This is a genomic window from Shewanella aegiceratis (assembly GCF_019457495.1).
In the GTDB taxonomy this organism is placed as follows: Bacteria; Pseudomonadota; Gammaproteobacteria; order Enterobacterales; family Shewanellaceae; genus Shewanella; species Shewanella loihica.
The window spans coordinates 198,408-219,078 of the sequence record NZ_CP080416.1; the positions used below are offsets into that span (position 1 = coordinate 198,408).

At 53.1% G+C, this 20,671-nt stretch carries 13 protein-coding genes, 1 tRNA gene and 3 rRNA genes; 13 read left to right on the top strand and 4 right to left on the bottom strand.

The annotated features are described in order from the left end of the window. Nucleotides 1-145 precede the first annotated feature (145 nt). The 8 genes from K0H80_RS01000 (at nt 146) to K0H80_RS01035 (ending at nt 9,443) form a co-directional block, all read left to right on the top strand. Nucleotides 146-2,122 (top strand): heme lyase CcmF/NrfE family subunit, encoded by a 1,977-nt coding sequence (locus tag K0H80_RS01000; RefSeq protein ID WP_220072793.1) that lies wholly within the window; start codon nt 146-148, stop codon nt 2,120-2,122. Nucleotides 2,123-2,139: 17 nt separating this feature from the next. Beyond that, nucleotides 2,140-2,697, top strand: a complete 558-nt coding sequence (locus K0H80_RS01005) for a DsbE family thiol:disulfide interchange protein (RefSeq protein WP_011864001.1) — start codon at nt 2,140-2,142, stop codon at nt 2,695-2,697. Beyond that, complete coding sequence (nrfF, locus tag K0H80_RS01010) at nt 2,697-3,176, top strand: heme lyase NrfEFG subunit NrfF (protein ID WP_144204447.1); 480 nt, start codon at nt 2,697-2,699, stop codon at nt 3,174-3,176. Before K0H80_RS01005 ends, nrfF begins: the two co-directional genes overlap by 1 nt. After that, nucleotides 3,173-3,760 (top strand): TlpA disulfide reductase family protein, encoded by a 588-nt coding sequence (locus K0H80_RS01015; RefSeq protein WP_220072794.1) that lies wholly within the window; start codon nt 3,173-3,175, stop codon nt 3,758-3,760. Before nrfF ends, K0H80_RS01015 begins: the two co-directional genes overlap by 4 nt. A 535-nt stretch (nt 3,761-4,295) precedes the next feature. Then, a 16S ribosomal RNA gene (locus K0H80_RS01020) occupies nt 4,296-5,838 on the top strand. A 251-nt stretch (nt 5,839-6,089) separates the two neighbouring features. Continuing rightward, nucleotides 6,090-8,982, top strand: a 23S ribosomal RNA gene (locus K0H80_RS01025). Between the two features lie 232 nt (nt 8,983-9,214). After that, nucleotides 9,215-9,330: ribosomal RNA gene (gene rrf / locus K0H80_RS01030) — 5S ribosomal RNA — on the top strand. The 16S, 23S and 5S rRNA genes sit together here with 1 tRNA gene alongside, the layout of an rRNA operon. 36 nt (nt 9,331-9,366) lie before the next feature. Continuing rightward, nucleotides 9,367-9,443: transfer RNA gene (locus tag K0H80_RS01035), tRNA-Asp, on the top strand. A gap of 340 nt (nt 9,444-9,783) precedes the next feature. Here the strand turns inward: K0H80_RS01035 and K0H80_RS01040 are convergent. Then, nucleotides 9,784-10,284, bottom strand: coding sequence for an Hcp family type VI secretion system effector (locus K0H80_RS01040; protein WP_011864004.1), 501 nt, complete (start codon nt 10,282-10,284; stop codon nt 9,784-9,786). Nucleotides 10,285-10,501: 217 nt separating this feature from the next. Between K0H80_RS01040 and K0H80_RS01045 the strand changes: the two genes are divergently transcribed. Then, the gene (locus tag K0H80_RS01045) at nt 10,502-11,776 is read left to right on the top strand and encodes a CinA family nicotinamide mononucleotide deamidase-related protein (RefSeq protein WP_220072795.1); all 1,275 of its coding nucleotides are present in this window, start codon (nt 10,502-10,504) and stop codon (nt 11,774-11,776) included. A gap of 57 nt (nt 11,777-11,833) precedes the next feature. Here K0H80_RS01045 and K0H80_RS01050 read toward each other — a convergent pair whose 3' ends face one another. The 3 genes from K0H80_RS01050 to argE form a co-directional block, all read right to left on the bottom strand. Further along, the gene (locus K0H80_RS01050) at nt 11,834-12,373 is read right to left on the bottom strand and encodes a YceB family lipoprotein (RefSeq protein WP_220043897.1); all 540 of its coding nucleotides are present in this window, start codon (nt 12,371-12,373) and stop codon (nt 11,834-11,836) included. Then, a complete protein-coding gene (gene ppc / locus K0H80_RS01055) occupies nt 12,373-15,009 on the bottom strand; it encodes a phosphoenolpyruvate carboxylase (RefSeq protein ID WP_220043898.1) in 2,637 nt (878 codons plus the stop codon). Before ppc ends, K0H80_RS01050 begins: the two co-directional genes overlap by 1 nt. Nucleotides 15,010-15,126: 117 nt before the next feature. Then, entirely contained in the window at nt 15,127-16,284 is a 1,158-nt protein-coding gene (gene argE, locus K0H80_RS01060; protein WP_220073890.1) for an acetylornithine deacetylase, read from the bottom strand. A gap of 276 nt (nt 16,285-16,560) precedes the next feature. On the opposite strand from argE, the gene argC reads away from it, so the two are divergent. The 4 genes from argC to K0H80_RS01080 are packed head-to-tail and all read left to right on the top strand — an operon-like array spanning nt 16,561 to nt 20,580. After that, complete coding sequence (gene argC / locus K0H80_RS01065) at nt 16,561-17,541, top strand: N-acetyl-gamma-glutamyl-phosphate reductase (protein WP_220072796.1); 981 nt, start codon at nt 16,561-16,563, stop codon at nt 17,539-17,541. 28 nt (nt 17,542-17,569) lie between these two features. Further along, nucleotides 17,570-18,355, top strand: a complete 786-nt coding sequence (gene argB, locus K0H80_RS01070) for an acetylglutamate kinase (RefSeq protein ID WP_220072797.1) — start codon at nt 17,570-17,572, stop codon at nt 18,353-18,355. A 42-nt stretch (nt 18,356-18,397) separates the two neighbouring features. Continuing rightward, on the top strand, nt 18,398-19,303 hold the full coding sequence (locus tag K0H80_RS01075; RefSeq protein WP_011864011.1) for an ornithine carbamoyltransferase: 906 nt from the start codon (nt 18,398-18,400) through the stop codon (nt 19,301-19,303). Nucleotides 19,304-19,356: 53 nt separating this feature from the next. Further along, nucleotides 19,357-20,580 carry an argininosuccinate synthase gene (locus K0H80_RS01080; protein WP_011864012.1) on the top strand — a complete coding sequence of 408 codons (1,224 nt, stop codon included), beginning with the start codon at nt 19,357-19,359 and terminating at the stop codon, nt 20,578-20,580. Nucleotides 20,581-20,671: the final 91 nt, after the last annotated feature.

Sequence of the window (20,671 nt, forward strand, 5' to 3'; positions counted from 1 at the left end):
AATTGTGCGAAAGAGGCAGACAGATACAATAGCAAATACTAAAATGACTCAAATTTTGTACCTTGAGTAGTGTGAATTGCAAACTCTGGTGAATTAGGTGAAGCTAATGCTTCAACTGGTTCTCATATAGGACTGAGGAAACCCCATGATCCCTGAATTAGGACACTTTTCGTTGATAATAGGATTGGCATTCGCCTTTCTATTGGCCAGCGTCCCCTTAATCGGTGTTGCTCGCAAAGATCAATATCTGGTGCGTTATGCCTGGCCGTTGAGTTACGGCATGTTTTTCTTTATCGCTCTCTCTGTCATCGTCCTAGGTTATAGCTTTGCCGTTGACGATTTCTCTGTAGCCTATGTTGCACACCACTCAAATTCTCAGTTGCCGATCTTCTTCAAGATCGCCGCGGTATGGGGTGGTCATGAAGGTTCATTACTCTTCTGGGTGTTTGCCCTGTCTGTCTGGACGGCATCGGTTGCCTTCTTCAGTAAGGGGTTAGAAGAGGTCTTCACCGCTCGTGTACTCGCCATTTTGGCGATGATAGTAATAGGCTTCTGTCTCTTCATGCTACTGACATCTAGCCCATTTGAGCGTCTGTTCCCGATTCCTATGGAGGGGCGCGACCTTAACCCTATGCTGCAGGACGTGGGACTCATCTTCCACCCACCTATGCTGTACCTGGGTTATGTTGGTTTCTCGGTGAGCTTTGCCTTCGCCATCGCCGCGCTCATGGGCGGACGCCTCGATTCTGCCTGGGCACGTTGGAGCCGTCCTTGGACCCTGGCTGCGTGGATCTTCCTGACCGGCGGTATCTCACTCGGTTCTTGGTGGGCATATTACGAGCTAGGCTGGGGCGGCTGGTGGTTCTGGGATCCCGTCGAGAACGCCTCATTCATGCCTTGGCTGATCGGTACCGCACTGCTGCACTCAGTGATCGTGACCGAGAAGCGTGCAACTTTCCGTAACTGGACGGTACTGCTTTCTATCTTCGCATTCTCTTTGAGTCTGCTAGGCACCTTCATCGTGCGTTCTGGCGTACTGACCTCGGTGCACTCATTCGCGGCGGATCCTAGCCGTGGTATGTTCATCCTCTTGCTGCTGGGTCTCGCCATCGGCGGATCGCTGACGCTGTTTGCCTTCCGCGCAAGCGACATGAAGAGCCCTGCGCGTTTCGACCTGATGTCGAAAGAAACCATGCTGCTGGTGGGTAACATTCTGCTTACCGTAGCTTGTGGTACCGTGCTGCTGGGTACACTCTACCCATTGCTGATCGATGCCCTGAACATGGGTAAAATCTCTGTAGGCCCACCATACTTCAACGCGGTATTCGTGCCGATCGCACTCGTACTGTTTGCCTTCATGGGTATTGGCCCTAGCATCCGCTGGAAGCGCGCCAAGGCCGGTGAACTCAAGGCCAAGCTGCTGGTGCCTGCCATCGTCTCTGCGGTTATCGGTGTAGTGACGCCTTTCCTGGTGGACGGCAAGTTTAATGCTTGGGTGATGTTCGGTATCGGCCTGGCCGTTTGGGTGACAGTTGCGACACTGCGCGCCGCCTACGACATCATGCAGTCTAAAGATGGCCTTAGCCTGGCGCGTATGGGGCGCAGCCAGCTGGGTATGATCATCGCTCACTTAGGTATCGCCGTCTCTGTGGTCGGCGCGACTATGGTGTCTAACTATTCTATCGAGAAGAGTGTTCGCATGGGCCCTGGTATCACCCAGGAGCTGGCGGGCTATAGCTTCCACTACATCGAGACCAAGAATGTCGTCGGTCCTAACTATACCGCCCAGCAGGGTCAGGTCGAAGTGACCAAAGACGGTGAGTTCATCACTCTGCTCAAGCCAGATCGCCGTCAGTACAACGTACGTACCATGGACATGACAGAGGCGGGCATCGATTGGGGACTGTTCCGCGATCTCTATATCACCATGGGCGATCCGATCAGCCGCACCGAGTTTGCCGTGCGTCTGAACTACAAGCCATTCGTGCGCTGGTTATGGTTCGGTAGCATCTTCATGATGGTAGGTGGTCTGTTCGCCGCGTCTGATAAGCGTTACCGCAGAGCCAAGGCGACCGAAACCGTCGGCGAAAAAGCCAAACAAGCAAAATTAGCAACCGCATAACTTGAATTGGGGCAAGTATGAAGAAAAGGCTAGTATTATTTATTCCTTTGATTCTGTTTTTGGTGATGGGAGTGTTCCTCTATAAGGGACTCTTCCTGAATCCGCAGCAGCTGGACTCTGCATTAGAAGGAAAGCCGATACCGGCTTTCCAACTGCAAAAGCTTGAAGATGCCAACGAGATCATTACCAATGACAGCATCAAGGGTCAGGTCTCACTGCTGAACGTGTGGGCCACCTGGTGTCCTTCATGTAAGTATGAGCATCCCTATCTGATGCGTTTGGCAAGACAGAACATCTTGCCTATCTATGGCATCAACTATCGTGACGAGCGTGCCATGGCGATCCGTGAGCTGAGCCGCGAGGGCGATCCTTACACCAAGAATATCTTTGACCATGACGGACGTTTAGGTCTGGATCTTGGGGTGTACGGTGCGCCCGAGAGCTATCTGGTGGATCACAACGGTATCATCCGCTTCCGTTATGCCGGTCCTATCGATATGCGTGTCTGGAATGAGACACTCTATCCCATGATTCAAGAGTTACAGGCACAGGCTAAAGCTGAGGGAGCATCTTAATGAAGACCTTAGTCGGGTTTATTACCGCAATACTGTTATCTTTCTCGCTGGTGGGCGCCGCGATGGCGACCCCAGTGGATACCTATGAGTTTAAGTCGGTAGATAACCAGAAACGAGCCCTCGAACTGGCTCACTCGCTGCGTTGTCCTCAGTGTCAAAACCAGAACCTGATCGATTCCAATTCACCTGTGGCGCAAGATCTGCGACTCGAAGTCTATCAAATGGTCGATGCCGGTAAGGGCGACGAAGAGATTATCGAGTTCATGACTAGCCGTTACGGTGAGTTCGTCCTCTATAAGCCACGCATGGAAGCCAAGACTTACATCCTATGGCTAGGGCCAATCGCGCTATTGCTGGTGGGCTTAGTGATCGGCTTTATCTTCGTTAGACAGCAGCGTATCAGCAACGCCGTCGATCAGGAGATCAGCGCCGAGGAGCAAGCCGAGCTGGATAGACTGCTCAAGCGAGACGATAAATGAACTCTAAGTTAGCCACGGCGCTGCTGTCGGCGGCTCTCGCCTTAGGCGGATATGCCTCCAGCGTGCAAGCCTATCCCGGCATGCAGAAGAAGCAAGGCGGTGAGGTGCAGTCGAGTGTCGATCTGATCAACGTGTTGCCAAAAGCCTACCCGATAGATCCTGTGCCCTTTAAGGATGCCCAAGGAAAGGCTATCGACTTTAGCCAGTATCGCGGCCAGGTAGTGATGGTCAACATGTGGGCCACCTGGTGTCCCCCTTGTGTGCGTGAGCTGCCTGCCATAGATCGCTTTAAAGGCAAATTCGATCCTAAACAGTTTCGTGTACTGCCAATATCGATCGATATGAATGGCAAGGAGAAGGTCGAACCCTTCCTGGCCTCGTTGGGGATGGATAAGTTCGAGACTTATTATGATCCGCAGCAGCAGCTGGGTCAGGTCTTCCCCTTAGATACGATACCGGCGACCTTTATTCTCAATCAGCAGGGCGAATTGATCGCCTTCGTCAGAACATTTGTCGACTGGGATGATGAGAAAGCGGTGAAATTGATCGAGAGCTTTATCGCGTCAGAGACTCAAAAACAGTAAAACACGGCAATATTGGCCGTAAATCATACGAAAAAGATCGCAATTGCCTAAAAGATCGGCATGCGATCTTTTTTTTGTAAAAAGCCCTTGCGCAAAAGATTTGGCTCCCTATAATGCGCTCCCACTGACACGGCAAACGGCGCTACTTACCAAGTGAGTAAGTAACGAATGTCGAGTCAAGGTGATAAGCGGTTCGAGTTTTTAAGCCGGTAGTTACAACGCGAAAGCACAGTAATTAACCACTTAAAAATCTTTTGAAAAAAGCGCTTGACGCCGACAGGGAGAAGCGTAGAATACGCAGCCCTAGCCCGCTGGAGTCCAGTATGAGGCAAACGTTCTTTAACAAGATAAAACAAGAAATCTGTGTGGACACTCACAGGTATTGAGTTAATCGAAAACGATTTAAATCTCAATGCAACGATGAGTGTTCATAGCAATATGTACAAACATGTAGATGATTCTTCCGAGTCATTTATGTGAATCAGAATTCATTGAGTCGCTTCCTTTTGAATAAAGAGTGAAGCAAAAAAACTTTTAATTGAAGAGTTTGATCATGGCTCAGATTGAACGCTGGCGGCAGGCCTAACACATGCAAGTCGAGCGGTAACAGGAAGTAGCTTGCTACTTTGCTGACGAGCGGCGGACGGGTGAGTAATGCCTAGGGAACTGCCCAGTCGAGGGGGATAACAGTTGGAAACGACTGCTAATACCGCATACGCCCTACGGGGGAAAAGAGGGGATCTTCGGACCTTCTGCGATTGGATGTACCTAGGTGGGATTAGCTAGTAGGTGAGGTAATGGCTCACCTAGGCGACGATCCCTAGCTGTTCTGAGAGGATGATCAGCCACACTGGGACTGAGACACGGCCCAGACTCCTACGGGAGGCAGCAGTGGGGAATATTGCACAATGGGCGCAAGCCTGATGCAGCCATGCCGCGTGTGTGAAGAAGGCCTTCGGGTTGTAAAGCACTTTCAGCGAGGAGGAAAGGTTAACGGTTAATACCCGTTAGCTGTGACGTTACTCGCAGAAGAAGCACCGGCTAACTTCGTGCCAGCAGCCGCGGTAATACGAGGGGTGCAAGCGTTAATCGGAATTACTGGGCGTAAAGCGTACGCAGGCGGTTGATTAAGCGAGATGTGAAAGCCCCGGGCTTAACCTGGGAACTGCATTTCGAACTGGTCAACTAGAGTCTTGTAGAGGGGGGTAGAATTTCAGGTGTAGCGGTGAAATGCGTAGAGATCTGAAGGAATACCGGTGGCGAAGGCGGCCCCCTGGACAAAGACTGACGCTCAGGTACGAAAGCGTGGGGAGCAAACAGGATTAGATACCCTGGTAGTCCACGCCGTAAACGATGTCTACTCGGAATTTGGTGTCTTGAACACTGGGTTCTCAAGCTAACGCATTAAGTAGACCGCCTGGGGAGTACGGCCGCAAGGTTAAAACTCAAATGAATTGACGGGGGCCCGCACAAGCGGTGGAGCATGTGGTTTAATTCGATGCAACGCGAAGAACCTTACCTACTCTTGACATCCAGAGAACTTTCCAGAGATGGATTGGTGCCTTCGGGAACTCTGAGACAGGTGCTGCATGGCTGTCGTCAGCTCGTGTTGTGAAATGTTGGGTTAAGTCCCGCAACGAGCGCAACCCTTATCCTTACTTGCCAGCGGGTAATGCCGGGAACTTTAGGGAGACTGCCGGTGATAAACCGGAGGAAGGTGGGGACGACGTCAAGTCATCATGGCCCTTACGAGTAGGGCTACACACGTGCTACAATGGTCGGTACAGAGGGTTGCGAAGCCGCGAGGTGGAGCTAATCTCACAAAGCCGGTCGTAGTCCGGATTGGAGTCTGCAACTCGACTCCATGAAGTCGGAATCGCTAGTAATCGTGGATCAGAATGCCACGGTGAATACGTTCCCGGGCCTTGTACACACCGCCCGTCACACCATGGGAGTGGGCTGCACCAGAAGTAGATAGCTTAACCTTCGGGAGGGCGTTTACCACGGTGTGGTTCATGACTGGGGTGAAGTCGTAACAAGGTAGCCCTAGGGGAACCTGGGGCTGGATCACCTCCTTACCTATACGATTGACTGATATTTGTTGAGTGTTCACACAGATAACTTGTTCTTGTTAGAGCGAGTGGCACGTCCGAGCGGCGATGCTTGTTCTTTAAAAATTTGGAAAGCTGATAGTAATAACCGAAAGGTTATTGCGAAAAATAATTGAGTTCTCAAAACACACTTTAATCAAGTGACTTGAGTATTCTTTTGGCGAAAGTAGAAACCGTTAGTTGCGATGCGACTCAGATGAAACTCATTTGGGTTGTATGGTTAAGTGACTAAGCGTATACGGTGGATGCCTTGGCAGTCAGAGGCGATGAAGGACGTAGTAACTTGCGAAAAGCGTTGGCGAGCTAGTAACAAGCATTTGAGCTAACGATGTCCGAATGGGGAAACCCGGCACCATAAGGTGTCATCACTAAGTGAATACATAGCTTAGTGAGGCGAACGAGGGGAACTGAAACATCTAAGTACCCTTAGGAAAAGAAATCAACCGAGATTCCCCTAGTAGCGGCGAGCGAACGGGGATTAGCCCTTAAGCCTAGAGGGTGTTAGTGGAATGTGTTGGAAAGCACAGCGATACAGGGTGATAGCCCCGTACATGAAAACTAACTTTAGGTGAAAACGAGTAGGACGGGACACGTGATATCTTGTTCGAATATGGGGGGACCATCCTCCAAGGCTAAATACTCCTGACTGACCGATAGTGAACCAGTACCGTGAGGGAAAGGCGAAAAGAACCCCTGTGAGGGGAGTGAAATAGAACCTGAAACCGTATACGTACAAGCAGTGGGAGCGGTTCTTGAGACCGTGACTGCGTACCTTTTGTATAATGGGTCAGCGACTTACATTTTGTAGCGAGGTTAAGCGAATAGCGGAGCCGTAGGGAAACCGAGTGTTAACTGCGCGTTTAGTTGCAAGGTGTAGACCCGAAACCCGGTGATCTAGCCATGGGCAGGTTGAAGGTTGAGTAACATCAACTGGAGGACCGAACACACGTATGTTGAAAAATGCGGTGATGACTTGTGGCTGGGGGTGAAAGGCCAATCAAACCGGGAGATATCTGGTTCTCCTCGAAAGCTATTTAGGTAGCGCCTCGAGCGAATACCATTGGGGGTAGAGCACTGTTAAGGCTAGGGGGTCATCCCGACTTACCAACCCTTTGCAAACTCCGAATACCAATGAGTACTACTCGGGAGACACACGGCGGGTGCTAACGTCCGTCGTGAAAAGGGAAACAACCCAGACCATCAGCTAAGGTCCCAAAGTTATTGCTAAGTGGGAAACGATGTGGGAAGGCTTAGACAGCTAGGATGTTGGCTTAGAAGCAGCCATCATTTAAAGAAAGCGTAATAGCTCACTAGTCGAGTCGGCCTGCGCGGAAGATATAACGGGGCTAAGCAATACACCGAAGCTATGGGTACTAGCGCTTGCGCTGGTGCGGTAGAGGAGCGTTCTGTAAGCCGTTGAAGGTGAAGGGGTAACCCACGCTGGAGGTATCAGAAGTGCGAATGCTGACATGAGTAACGATAAAGGGGGTGAAAAACCTCCTCGCCGAAAGACCAAGGGTTCCTGTCCAACGTTAATCGGGGCAGGGTGAGTCGACCCCTAAGGCGAGGCCGAAAGGCGTAGTCGATGGGAAACGGGTTAATATTCCCGTACTTCTGCTAACTGCGATGGAGAGACGGAGAAGGCTAGGCTAGCGCGGCGTTGGTTGTCCGCGTTTAAGGCTGTAGGTAGGGTGCTTAGGCAAATCCGGGCACCTAATACTGAGAGTTGATGACGAGTCACTACGGTGATGAAGTAGTTGATGCCATGCTTCCAGGAAAATCTTCTAAGCTTCAGGTTAGCAGGAATCGTACCCCAAACCGACACAGGTGGTCGGGTAGAGAATACCAAGGCGCTTGAGAGAACTCGGCTGAAGGAACTAGGCAAAATGGTACCGTAACTTCGGGAGAAGGTACGCTCCTGTTGGTGATGAGACTTGCTCTCTAAGCTGACGGGAGTCGCAGATACCAGGTGGCTGCAACTGTTTATCAAAAACACAGCACTGTGCAAAATCGCAAGATGACGTATACGGTGTGACGCCTGCCCGGTGCCGGAAGGTTAATTGATTGGGTTATCTTCGGAGAAGCTCATGATCGAAGCCCCGGTAAACGGCGGCCGTAACTATAACGGTCCTAAGGTAGCGAAATTCCTTGTCGGGTAAGTTCCGACCTGCACGAATGGCGTAATGATGGCCACGCTGTCTCCAGCCGAGACTCAGTGAAGTTGAAATTGCGGTGAAGATGCCGTATACCCGCGGCTAGACGGAAAGACCCCGTGAACCTTTACTATAGCTTGGCACTGAACATTGACCCTACATGTGTAGGATAGGTGGGAGACTTTGAAGCGGGAACGCCAGTTCTCGTGGAGTCATCCTTGAAATACCACCCTTGTAGTGTTGATGTTCTAACTCTGGCCCCTGAATCGGGGTTGAGGACAGTGCCTGGTGGGTAGTTTGACTGGGGCGGTCTCCTCCCAAAGAGTAACGGAGGAGCACGAAGGTTGGCTAAGTACGGTCGGACATCGTACGGTTAGTGCAATGGCATAAGCCAGCTTAACTGCGAGACATACACGTCGAGCAGGTGCGAAAGCAGGTCATAGTGATCCGGTGGTTCTGAATGGAAGGGCCATCGCTCAACGGATAAAAGGTACTCCGGGGATAACAGGCTGATACCGCCCAAGAGTTCATATCGACGGCGGTGTTTGGCACCTCGATGTCGGCTCATCACATCCTGGGGCTGAAGTCGGTCCCAAGGGTATGGCTGTTCGCCATTTAAAGTGGTACGCGAGCTGGGTTCAGAACGTCGTGAGACAGTTCGGTCCCTATCTGCCGTGGGCGTTGGATGATTGAAGGGAGCTGCTCCTAGTACGAGAGGACCGGAGTGGACGAACCGCTGGTGTTCGGGTTGTCATGCCAATGGCATTGCCCGGTAGCTACGTTCGGAATCGATAACCGCTGAAAGCATCTAAGCGGGAAGCGAGCCCTAAGATGAGTCATCCCTAGACCTTTAAGGTCTCTAAAGAGCCGTCCGAGACTAGGACGTTGATAGGCAGGGTGTGTAAGCGTTGTGAGGCGTTGAGCTAACCTGTACTAATGACTCGTGAGGCTTAACCATACAACCCAAAAGGGTTTCGTACGATGGTTTTACGTAATCAAAAGAATACAAAAGTACTTGATTGAAGTGCGAATTCAAGCAGCTTTCTAAATTTACTATTTTGGTTAATTACGCAGGTAATTGTTTGGCTGACAAAGCCGTAACGAAGCGAAGCGCGGAGTGTACTAGAGTACATGAGCACTGTAGCAAGGAAACAATGCCGTCAGACGAAGAATTAACCAGTAAGAATTTGTCTGGAAACCATAGCATTGTGGTCCCACCTGATCCCATCCCGAACTCAGAAGTGAAACGCAATCGCGCCGATGGTAGTGTGGGGTCTCCCCATGTGAGAGTAGGTCATTTCCAGGCGCCTAATTTAGTATCCCGCGAAAGCGTGTTACTAAAGGAGCGGTAGTTCAGTTGGTTAGAATACCGGCCTGTCACGCCGGGGGTCGCGGGTTCGAGTCCCGTCCGCTCCGCCAACATTAAGATGAAAGCCTCTGCAGCAATGCAGAGGCTTTTTTCGTTGTGTGCAAAAAGCCTGTGGTCGAGAGCAGAATTCCAGATAATCTACAGCATTCACTCCTTCCATGGAGTTTTAGGTTCTGTCTCAATAGAAAGCAAGAGTGCGGGTTCGAGTCCCGTCCTCCCCAGCTCGTTCCACTTCGCGTGCATGAGCACATCGCTTTGCGATGTGCGCCCACCAACATTTAGACGAAAGCCTCTGCATGCTCTTGTACATAAGAGTGCAGAGGCTTTTTTTCGTTTCTGTCTTTTCAAAATGCTCATGCACTAAGCCATAGGAATACAGTATCTCATCGCCTATCTGCATTTCTCGCTTGTGATGGTGGCCGAGATCGCTGGTCCGCCGCTGCCATCTGCCTTTTGCGGAGTATATTGATATTTGAGCTCTTCAAAATTTAGGGTGATGTTCTCGGTGAGACGATCTTCGCCGCCAGAGCCGCCGGTAGACAGGCTAGAGACCCATACGTCGCGTAATTCGATCACTATATACTCCAGGGGCGTTCCACCCGCCTTGCGCACCGTCAGTGTCGCTCTAGGGTATTGCATGTGGCTCATCTGGTTCATGAGAAGCTGGGGTGAGGCGCTATCCACATACTTGGTCACACTGATATCTTGAATGCAGGTGCGTCGCATATCGCTGCTTGCTCCCCAAGACCAGGCGAGTACATCGATCTCGTTGCGGTGCTGCGCGTCCAGGCTCTCGCCATCGACGCCATCTATCTTGAGAAACATATCCGTAGCCGCGTTCAGCGTGAAGGAGCTGAGCGCTAATAGGCCCATGGCCGCGAGTTTATACATGATCATTCTACCTATTGCCGAGTTGGGTTAAGTGTTTATTGAGTCTAGTTTGCATTTAGAGATGAGTTCGTTTTTGCTTAGAACTAAAGAATCTGTAAACACCGCATAACGCCCAGTAGCATGAATATCGAGCGAGCCGCCAGTTTGTCTATTGCTATTCCATGCGGCCTTACCTACCTTATGCCCAAGTGAAATGGCTTAGTTTCAAGGGATGGATATGAAAATAGAAATGATCTGCACCGGTGAAGAGGTGTTATCCGGACAGATAGTCGATACCAATGCGGCATGGGCGGCAAATGCCTTGATGGACCATGGCATAGAGATGCAGCAGCGGATCACGGTAGGCGATAGATTGGACGATCTGGTCGAGGTGTTTCGTCAGCGTAGCGAGCACGCAGATGTCATCTTGGTCAATGGCGGGCTCGGCCCGACCAGCGATGATATGTCTTCCGAGGCGATGGCGATTGCCAAGGGCGAACCTCTAGTTGAGTGCACCCTGTGGCGGGAGCGTATTCAAGAGTGGTTCACCCGTAACGGTCGACACATGCCAGAGAGCAATCTGAAACAGGCGATGTTACCCGCATCGGCTATCATGGTCGACAATCCTGTGGGCACGGCCTGTGGCTTTCGTGTGCAGCTCAATCGCGCCTGGCTCTTCTTTACTCCCGGTGTACCTTTCGAATTTAAGAAGATGGTGACCGAGCAGTTCATTCCTTTTGTGGAGCAGATCGCCGATAGCCATGTCGAAGTCGAGGTGCAGAAGCTACTGACCATAGGTCAGGGGGAATCGGCACTGGCCGATAAGCTCGAGGGTATGCCTTTACCGGATGGCATGACCCTGGGCTATCGCTCCTTCATGCCCTATATCGAGATCAAGTTGTTTGCCCGAGGGGAAGCAGCCATTGGCGAATTAGACAGGGTGAAGGGCGAGGTGTTCGCTCGTCTAGGCGATGCGGTGGTCGGCCACAACGTTACCTCACTGGCACAGGTGATCCACAACGGCTTGCTGGCTTCGGGTAAGCGTTTGAGTATTGCCGAGTCCTGTACTGGTGGCATGATCGCCAACAACCTGGTGGCCTTTGCCGGCAGCTCCAATTACCTGGATCAGGGGCTGGTGACCTATAGCAATGAGTCTAAGGTGCGCGTATTGGGGGTTAAAGCTGCGACTCTGGATGACCACGGGGCGGTCTCTATTGCCACGGTTGAGGAGATGGCCAAGGGGGCAAGAAGCCTGCTGGACAGCGACTATGCGCTGGCGACCAGTGGCATTGCCGGGCCCGATGGCGGCAGCGAGGCAAAGCCGGTTGGCACTGTGGCGATCGCCCTGGCGACTCGGCAAGGCGTCTATAGCCAGATGCTTAAGTTCCCGGCGCGTTCCCGCGAGTTGGTGCGGCAGCTGAGCACGGCTGTTGCCTTGGATATGCTAAGGCGTGAGCTGCAGGAGTCGCCCGTTCTCGTGGACTATTCCTCTTATCCGCGATTTGCAAGATAGACTAGATAAGGCGCCAAGCATAATGGCGCCTTAAATAGAGTTGATTATGTGGTGAGGTTAATCTTTAAAGATAAGGTTAATCTTGCCCGGAACGACCTGGATACGTTTGGTCATCTCGGCGACAAGCGCCTGATTACCCTCTTGGGTATCGAGCACATACACGGGCTGGGTCTCGAGGAAGTGGGTCATGAATCCCATGATCTGAGGACTCACCTGGCCTATGGCCTGCTCGAGATCCTTAGGATCAGATCTCAGGCTGACTAGGGTAAGGTCCTTAAGATAGAGGCTGTGCTGGTCGGCATCATACCAAGGCTTGGCTTCAAACTCGGCCGTCATGGTGGCATTGAGCGGCATTAGCGGGTTGGCCACCTTGATCAGACTGCTCGCCGTGATCGCCATGGTGTCGGCCTTATGGCCAAGCTTAACCTTCACATCATTGATCTTCATCTCTATGCCAAAGAAGCGATTGCCCTCTTTGACCTCGAAATGCATCTCGTCGTTCAGGTAGTTGGTGAGCTGGCGCTCGCTGATGCTGTATTGACTGACACATGCAGTCAAACTCAGCATCAGCACGCCTATTAGGGCTAGGCTTCTCATTAACCCGTGTTTCTCATGCCCGCCGCCACACCGGCGATGGTGAGCATCAGTGCCAGCTCTACATTGCTTGATCCCGCCTGCTCCTTACGGGTACGCGCCAGGAGTTCGGCCTGGAGGAAGTTGAGCGGGTCGATATAGGGATTGCGCAGCTCTACCGACTCACGATTCCATGGGGTATGCGACATCAGGGCGTCGGACTGGGTCAGCTCCAAGACCACCTTGATCCCTGTTGCCATACGGCTACGTAGGGCTTCGCCGAGGTGATGTAGCTCTTTCGGCACCAGGCAGGTCTCATAGTACTTCGCCAGGTTAGGCTCGGCCTTGGCGTAGACCATCTCTAGCATGGAGATGCGTGTCTCGAAGAAGGGCCATTGCTGCTCCATTTCCCTTAACAGGGCGAGTTCGCCACGGTCGGCAGCCTGTTGCAGCGCCTCGCCGGCGCCCAGCCAAGCGGGGAGCATCAAGCGGTTTTGCGACCAGGCGAAGATCCAGGGGATCGCACGCAGGCTCTCAATACCGCCATCCACCCGACGCTTCGCGGGGCGACTACCTAGCGGTAGCTTGCCTAGCTCGACTTCAGGGGTGGCCGCGCGGAAGTAGGCGACAAAATCTGGCTCCTCACGCACTATGGCGCGGTATGCAGTAACCGAATCACTGGCGAGTCGCTCCATCGCCTCACGCCACTCTGGCTTAGGTTCTGGCGGCGGCAACAGGGTGGCCTCCATCACGGCCGAGGTATAGAGCGCTAGGCTCTGCACCGCCAGCTTAGGCAGGCCGAACTTGAAGCGGATCATCTCGCCTTGTTCCGTCACCCTGATGCGGCCATCTACCGAGCCGGGTGGCTGCGACAGAATTGCCTTGTGGGCTGGTCCGCCGCCACGGCCTATGGTGCCGCCACGACCGTGGAACAGGGTGAGTTTGATGTCTGCCTGGTTACAGACCTTAACCAGTTTTTCCTGCGCACTGTATTGTGCCCAGGCGGCCGCCATCACGCCGGCATCTTTAGCCGAGTCTGAGTAGCCTATCATCACCTCCTGGCTGCCCTTGCAGTAGCCGCGGTACCAGTCGATGGCAAACAGCGCCGAGATACAGCTGGCGGCGTTGTTGAGATCTTCTAAGGTCTCGAACAGTGGCACAACCCGCATCGGATGCTGACATCCCGCCTCTTTCAATAGCAGGAGCACAGTCAACACGTCCGACGGTTGACTGGCCATGGAGATAACATAGGAGCCCAGGGCCTTAGGCGACTGGCTGGCGATCAATCTGACGGTGCTGATCACCTCGGCGACCTCGGCACTCGGTTCCCAGTTATGGGGGATCAGCGGGCGTTTACCGCTCAGTTCCCGCAGCAGGAAGGCCTGCTTCTCATGCTCGTCCCAGTGGTCGAAGTCGCCAAGGCCCAGGTAACGGGTCAGCTCGGCGATGACATCGCTATGGCGCTGGGCATCCTGTCGGATATCCAGGCGCAGCATATGGATGCCGAAGCAGGCCAGACGACGCAGCATATCCAGCAGCAGACCATTGGCGATCAGGCTCATACCCGATTCGGTCAGGCTGCGATAGAGCAGGGTCAAGGGCTGTTTGAGGTCATCCTCGTGCCAGATAAGGCTATCGAGATCCACCTCGGGTGAATGCCCCTCGAGGCGGGCATTTAGGTAATCTATGGTGTCGCGTAGCTTCTGTCTTAGCTCCCGCAGCACCACGCGGTATGGTTCGTGGCTGTTGTCTGTGAGGGCCAGCAGTTCTTCGTTGGCCTCCTCCATCGACAGTTCGTTGACCAGCAAGACCACATCCTTGAGATAGAGGCGCGCCGCCGTGTGACGGTTGCGATCCAATACTTCCTGGGTAACCTTGGCGGTGACGAAGGGGTTGCCGTCGCGGTCGCCGCCCATCCAGCTGGAGAAGCGGATGGGGGCTATGTCGCTGGGTAGCTGCTTGCCGGTGCGCTCTTCGACCTGTTCGTTGAGCTGGCGCAGAAAGTCGGGAATGGCTTGCCAGAGTGAGGCCTCTATGGTGCTCAATCCCCAGCGGGCCTCGTCCACCGGTGTTGGACGCTCGTGGCGTATCTCGTTGGTGTGCCAGATCTGGGCGATAAGCTGTCTGAGTCTGAGGTGATTCTGTTTCTTCTCGCGCTCGGTGAGCTGTGGGTTTTCCATGGTGGCGAGACAATCGACCACAGCGGAGTATTTCTGGATCAGGGTGCGACGCGAGATCTCGGTCGGGTGCGCCGTAAGCACAAGGTCGATATCCAGTGTCTGCAGACACTCGAGCATCTTATCTTGGTCAATGCGCCCATTGAGCATGCGCCCCAGGAGTTGATCCACAGGATCGGGCACGCAGACCAGCTCGTCACAGTTGCGGCTGATGGTATGGAACTGCTCGGCGATATTGGCCAGGTTGAGAAACTGGTTGAAGGCCTTGGCAAATGGTACCAACTCTTCGTCGGGTAAGGCGGCCAGTAGGGTAAGCATCTGTTCCCTGGCGGTATCGTTGCCTTGGCGTGAGCTCTTGGCCAGGTGTCTGATCTGTTCAATCTTATCTAAAAAGGGCTCGTCCATGTGTGTGCGAATAGTATCGCCTAATATTTGGCCTAATGTGCCCACATTGGATCGCAGCGACGCGTACATATCTGTCATAAATGCTCCATACCCACGAGTTAATCAATCACCATACCTAGGCTATCAGGTTTAGGTCAATACGGCATATCTTCATATCGTATGCTTATGTGTTCTATATCACCTTGCATGAATTTTTTATGGCGCCTTTATGCAGGCGTGGTAAATCAGCTGTTTTAGCAAGTCGACGGTTTTGTTGATGTAGGCGGTGTCCAGGTACTCATCTGGCTGATGTGCCTGCTCTATGCTGCCAGGTCCCCAGACCAAGGTTTGACAGCCCAGCTGCTGAATATAGGGGGCCTCGGTGGCATAGTTGACCACCTCGGGAGCCTGATTCGACAGTTGTGCGACCAGCTGTGACCATTGAGCATCCGCCTGTCCCGCGAAGGGCTGAGAACCGGGATAGAGCTGGCTTATGCTGATGGCCCCTGGATAGCGCTGACTCAGTTCGGCCAGATATTGGGTCAGTAGTTGCTCCAAGACCTCTAACGGCAGGCCGGGCAGGGGGCGGATATCCAGGTGCAGATCGCAGCAGCCGCAGATGCGGTTGGCGGCGTCGCCACCGTGAATATGGCCAAAGTTCATGGTGGGGTAGGGCACGCTGAAGGCCTCTTCGCGGTAGTGCTCCGCCAGGTGTTGTTTCAGCTTGAGGAGCTGGCCGATCACCTGATGCATGATCTCTATGGCGTTGAGTCCCTTAGCCGGATCCGAAGAGTGACCGCTGCGCCCCGTGATGCGGATGCCCTGGGCCAGGTGTCCCTTATGCATGTAGACAGGCTTAAGGCCGGTGGGCTCGCCGATCAAAGCGTATTCGGGGGCGATGGCCTTAGACTTGGCGAAGGCTTTGGCGCCATTCATTGTGGTCTCTTCATCGGCGCTGGCGAGTATGTAGAGCGGCCGCACGAAGTCTTGGGTCGGCATCTGGCGCACCGCCTCTATAATCAGGGCGAAGAAGCCCTTCATATCGCAGCTGCCTAGCCCATACCAGCGATTATCCTTCTCGGTCAGGGTAAAGGGATCCTGACTCCAGCGTCCCTCGTCGAAAGGGACGGTATCCGTATGTCCCGCCAGCAGCAGTCCACCGCGCCCCAGACCTATCTTGGCCAGCAGGTTGTGTTTACCACGGGTGTCGGGGACGGCCTGCATCTGGCAGTCGAAGCCCAGATCGGTGAGCCACTGACTTAGCAGGGTCACCACGCCTTGGTTGCTCATGTCGAGTTCGGCTTCGAGGGCGCTGATGGACGGCGTGGCGATCAGCTCGCGGAAGGATTGCTTGATGTCGGGAAAGGTTTTCATCATTTGACTCAAATCACCAATTTTATTTAAAAATATCTATTCAATATTATTGCATAATTAGTTTGTTGTGTTAGTCTATCAAACAGCTAAAACGAGCGCCATTATTAAAGGCTTAACTTAGAGATAAAAAATGAACAATTTCTTCTTACTTTTTGCATATAAGGTTAGCTGTAATCACTTCCTGCGACGATAATCTTGTCATATTGGTATCTATACCAGGGCTTAAGCAGTGCCCCTCTCTTTTTTACCGTTAACACAATATAGAAGTCATAAAGTATGAAAAGCATAGCGATAATTGGCGCCAGTGGTTACACAGGTGCTCAGGTTACTTCACTGATCCAGGCCGATGATCAGCTTAAGATTCAAGGCCTCTATGTTTCTGAAAACAGTCTGGATAAAGGCAAAACTCTGGCTAGTTTGTATCCGGTTTACAGCCATATCGATCTTAGTCTGGCGCCACTGACCGAACAGGCTAAGCAGACTATAGTCGATGAGGCCGATGCCGTGGTGTTGGCGACGGACCATGGCGTGAGCCTGCACCTGGCGGCCTGGTTCTATCAGGCGGGTCTGGCGGTGTTCGACCTCTCCGGCGCCTACCGTTTTTCCGATAGCGAACAGTATCCCAAATGGTATGGTTTCGAGCATATCTACCCAGAGGTGTTGGCCGAGGCTGTCTATGGCCTGGCGGAGTGGAACACCGAGGCGATTGCCGCCAGCAAGATGATTGCCGTGCCTGGCTGTTATCCCACGGCTTCACTTACGGCGTTAAAACCCCTGAAAGATCTGATGACAGACAGCCTGCCGGTGATCAACGCCGTCAGTGGTGTGACCGGTGCAGGCAGAAAGGCGCAGCTGCACACCAGCTTCTGCGAGGTGAGCCTGACACCCTACGGTGTCCTGGGTCATAGACATCAACCTGAGATCGCGACTCAGCTGGGGCAGCAGGTGATCTTCACCCCTCACCTGGGCAACTTTAAGCGTGGCATCCTGGCTACCATTACCGTGCAGATGAAGCCCGGGGTGAGCGAAGCCGATATTGCCAAGGCCTATGAAGTGTATGAGTCGGCACCTCTGGTGAATGTGTACCATAATCAATTTCCTAAGGTTGACGACGTGGTGCATACCCCTAACTGCCTGCTGGGATGGAAGTACGATCCCCTCAATGGCTACCTGGTGGTGGCGAGCGCTATCGACAATCTGATGAAAGGTGCTGCCAGTCAGGCGCATCAATGCATAAAGATTCATTTCAATTATTAATATTGTCACCTGTGAGAGAGAAGTAGCTATGTCGGCGAATAAGAAAACCTTAGTGCTTAAAGTGGGTGGCGCCCTGATGCAGTGTGAGATGGGGCTGGCACGCCTGATGGCGAGCGCGGCCAACATCATTAAGTCGGGCCAATCTGTCATCTTGGTTCATGGTGGCGGTTGCCTGGTAGACGAGCAGCTCAAGGCCAATGGCATGGAGACGGTCAAGCTGGACGGTTTGCGTGTCACCCCCGAAGAGCAGGTGCCAATTGTGGTGGGCGCGCTGGCGGGTACCTCTAACAAGATCTTGCAGGCCAGTGCCATCAAGGCGGGTATCACGAGTGTGGGCATGAGCCTGTGTGATGGTGCCATTGTGAAAGGCAGCATCAAAGATGAGCAGCTCGGTTTCGTGGGTGAAGTGTCGCCCAATGACCCGACTTATCTGAACTTCCTGTTGGCCCAAGGTTGGATGCCGATTGTCAGTTCGATTGCCGTAGATGATGCGGGCAACTTGCTGAACGTCAACGCCGATCAGGCGGCGACCGTTATTGCTAAGCTGGTGGAAGGCCAGTTGGTGCTGTTGTCCGACGTGAGCGGTGTGCTCGACGGTAAGGGACAGCTGATCAAGACCCTGGATAAGGCCCACGCCGATGAACTAACCAAGTTAGGCGTCATCGAGAAGGGGATGAAGGTCAAGGTAGAGGCGGCACTAGAGGTTGCCCAGTGGATGGGACAACCGGTACAGGTCGCCTCATGGCGCGACGCCGAGCAGTTGAGCGCGCTGGAGAAGGGCGAGTCTATCGGCACACAGGTTATGCCACATTAATTAAACGGAACATGAGAAGAGTATTCATCTAGGAGTAGATATATGAATCACCTACTATCGATAAAAGAGCTTACCCAGCAGCAGCTGATCGACTTACTCGCCTTGGCGAAGACGATCAAGGCCAACCCAGAAGACTATCGCAAGGCACTCGACGGTAAGAGTGTGGTGATGTTATTCGAGAAGCCATCGCTGCGAACTCGCGTAAGCTTCGATATCGGTATCAATAAGTTAGGTGGTCATTGTCTCTACCTGGATCAGCAAAATGGTGCCCTAGGCAAGCGTGAGCCGGTATCTGACTTTGCCGCCAACATCTCTTGTTGGGCCGATGCCATCGTGGCGAGAACCTTTGCCCATTCGACCATAGAGCAGCTCGCCGAACATGGCACTGTGCCTGTGATCAACGCGCTGTCGGATATGTACCACCCCTGTCAGGGGCTGGCGGATTTTCTGACCCTGGCGGAGCAGTTCGATGATGTCAGCAAGGTAAAGCTGGCCTATGTTGGCGATGGTAACAACGTGACCCACTCGCTCATGTATGGCGCGGCGCTGTTGGGTGCCAAGATGACGGTGATCTGCCCGCAGGGCCACTTCCCCGACGGCAAAGTGGTGCTCGAGGCACAAGCCATTGCCGAGGCCCACGGTGGTGAGTTGGTATTGAGCTCAGATGTCGAGGCGATCGCCGGCCATGATGCCATCTATACTGATACTTGGATCTCCATGGGAGACAAGGCCAGTCTAGATGAGATCAAAGCCAAATTTGCGCCTTATCATGTAGATACCGACATGATGAACAAGGCGGGAGCCAAATTCTTTATGCACTGCCTACCCGCCTATCGTGGTGTTGAGGTGGCTGCAGAGGTGGTCGATGGGGCCGGCTCACTGATCTTGCAACAGGCAGAGAACCGCATGCATGCGCAAAATGCCGTGTTAGTGACCCTACTGAGTTAACGAATCTTCCCAATGGTGATTGGGCCAACGAATTGAGTATTTAGGAAAACGAAATGTCTATCGAAAACAACAAAGCATCGGTGAAAAAAGTGGTACTGGCCTACTCGGGTGGTCTGGATACATCGGCGATCATTCCTTGGCTGAAAGAGACCTATGATAACTGTGAGATAGTTGCCTTCTGCGCCGACGTGGGTCAGGGCGAGGCCGAGCTTGAAGGGCTGCATGAGAAGGCGATCGCCTCGGGTGCGTCTGAGTGCTATATCGTGGATCTGAAAGAGGAGCTGGTGGCCGATTATATCTATCCCACCATAGCCACAGGCGCCATCTACGAAGGCACCTACCTGCTGGGCACCTCTATGGCTAGACCTATCATCGCCAAGGCTCAGGTGGAAGTGGCACGTAAAGTGGGCGCCGACGCCGTATGTCACGGTTGTACCGGTAAGGGTAACGATCAGGTGCGTTTTGAGGGCTGTTTCGCCGCCCTGGCACCGGATCTGACCGTGATCGCCCCTTGGCGAGAGTGGAGCATGGTGAGCCGTGAAGATCTGCTGGACTATCTGGCAGAGCGCAACATCAAGACCACAGCATCGGCCACTAAGATCTATAGCCGTGACGCCAACGCCTGGCACATCTCCCACGAAGGTGGTGAGCTGGAAGATCCGTGGAACGAGCCAAGCAAAGAAGTATGGACCATGACGGTTGCGCCGGAAGACGCGCCCGATGAGCCTGAGTATGTGTCGGTAGAGATGGAAGCCGGTCGTATTACTAAGGTTAATGGCCAGTCATACACTCCTTATGGTGCCCTGATGGCCCTTAATGAGATTGCCGGCGCCCATGGCGTGGGTCGTATCGATATCACCGAAAACCGTCTGGTGGGCATGAAGTCTCGTGGTTGTTACGAAACTCCTGGCGGCACGGTAATGTTTGCCGCGCTCAGAGCGATCGAAGAGCTAGTACTGGACAAGACCAGCCGCGAATGGCGTGAGCAGGTAGGTGCCAAGATGGCGCATCTGGTGTATGACGGTCGTTGGTTTACCCCATTGTGTGAATCGCTGCTGGGCGCCTCTCAGCCACTGGCGAACCTGCTGAACGGTGAAGTGGTGCTGAAGCTCTATAAGGGCCAGGCACAGGCGGTGAAGAAACGTTCTCCTAATAGCCTGTACTCCGAGGAGTTTGCTACCTTTGGTGAAGACGAAGTCTATAACCAGAAAGATGCGGAAGGCTTCATTCGTCTCTATTCATTGGCGAGCCGTATCCGGGCGCTAAACGTTAAGTAGAGTCGACTAGCTAATAAAGGAGCGGCGAACGCTCCTTTATTTTAAGAGCAGATTTACGAGCTGAATTAAGAGCTGATTATAGAGGATAGTG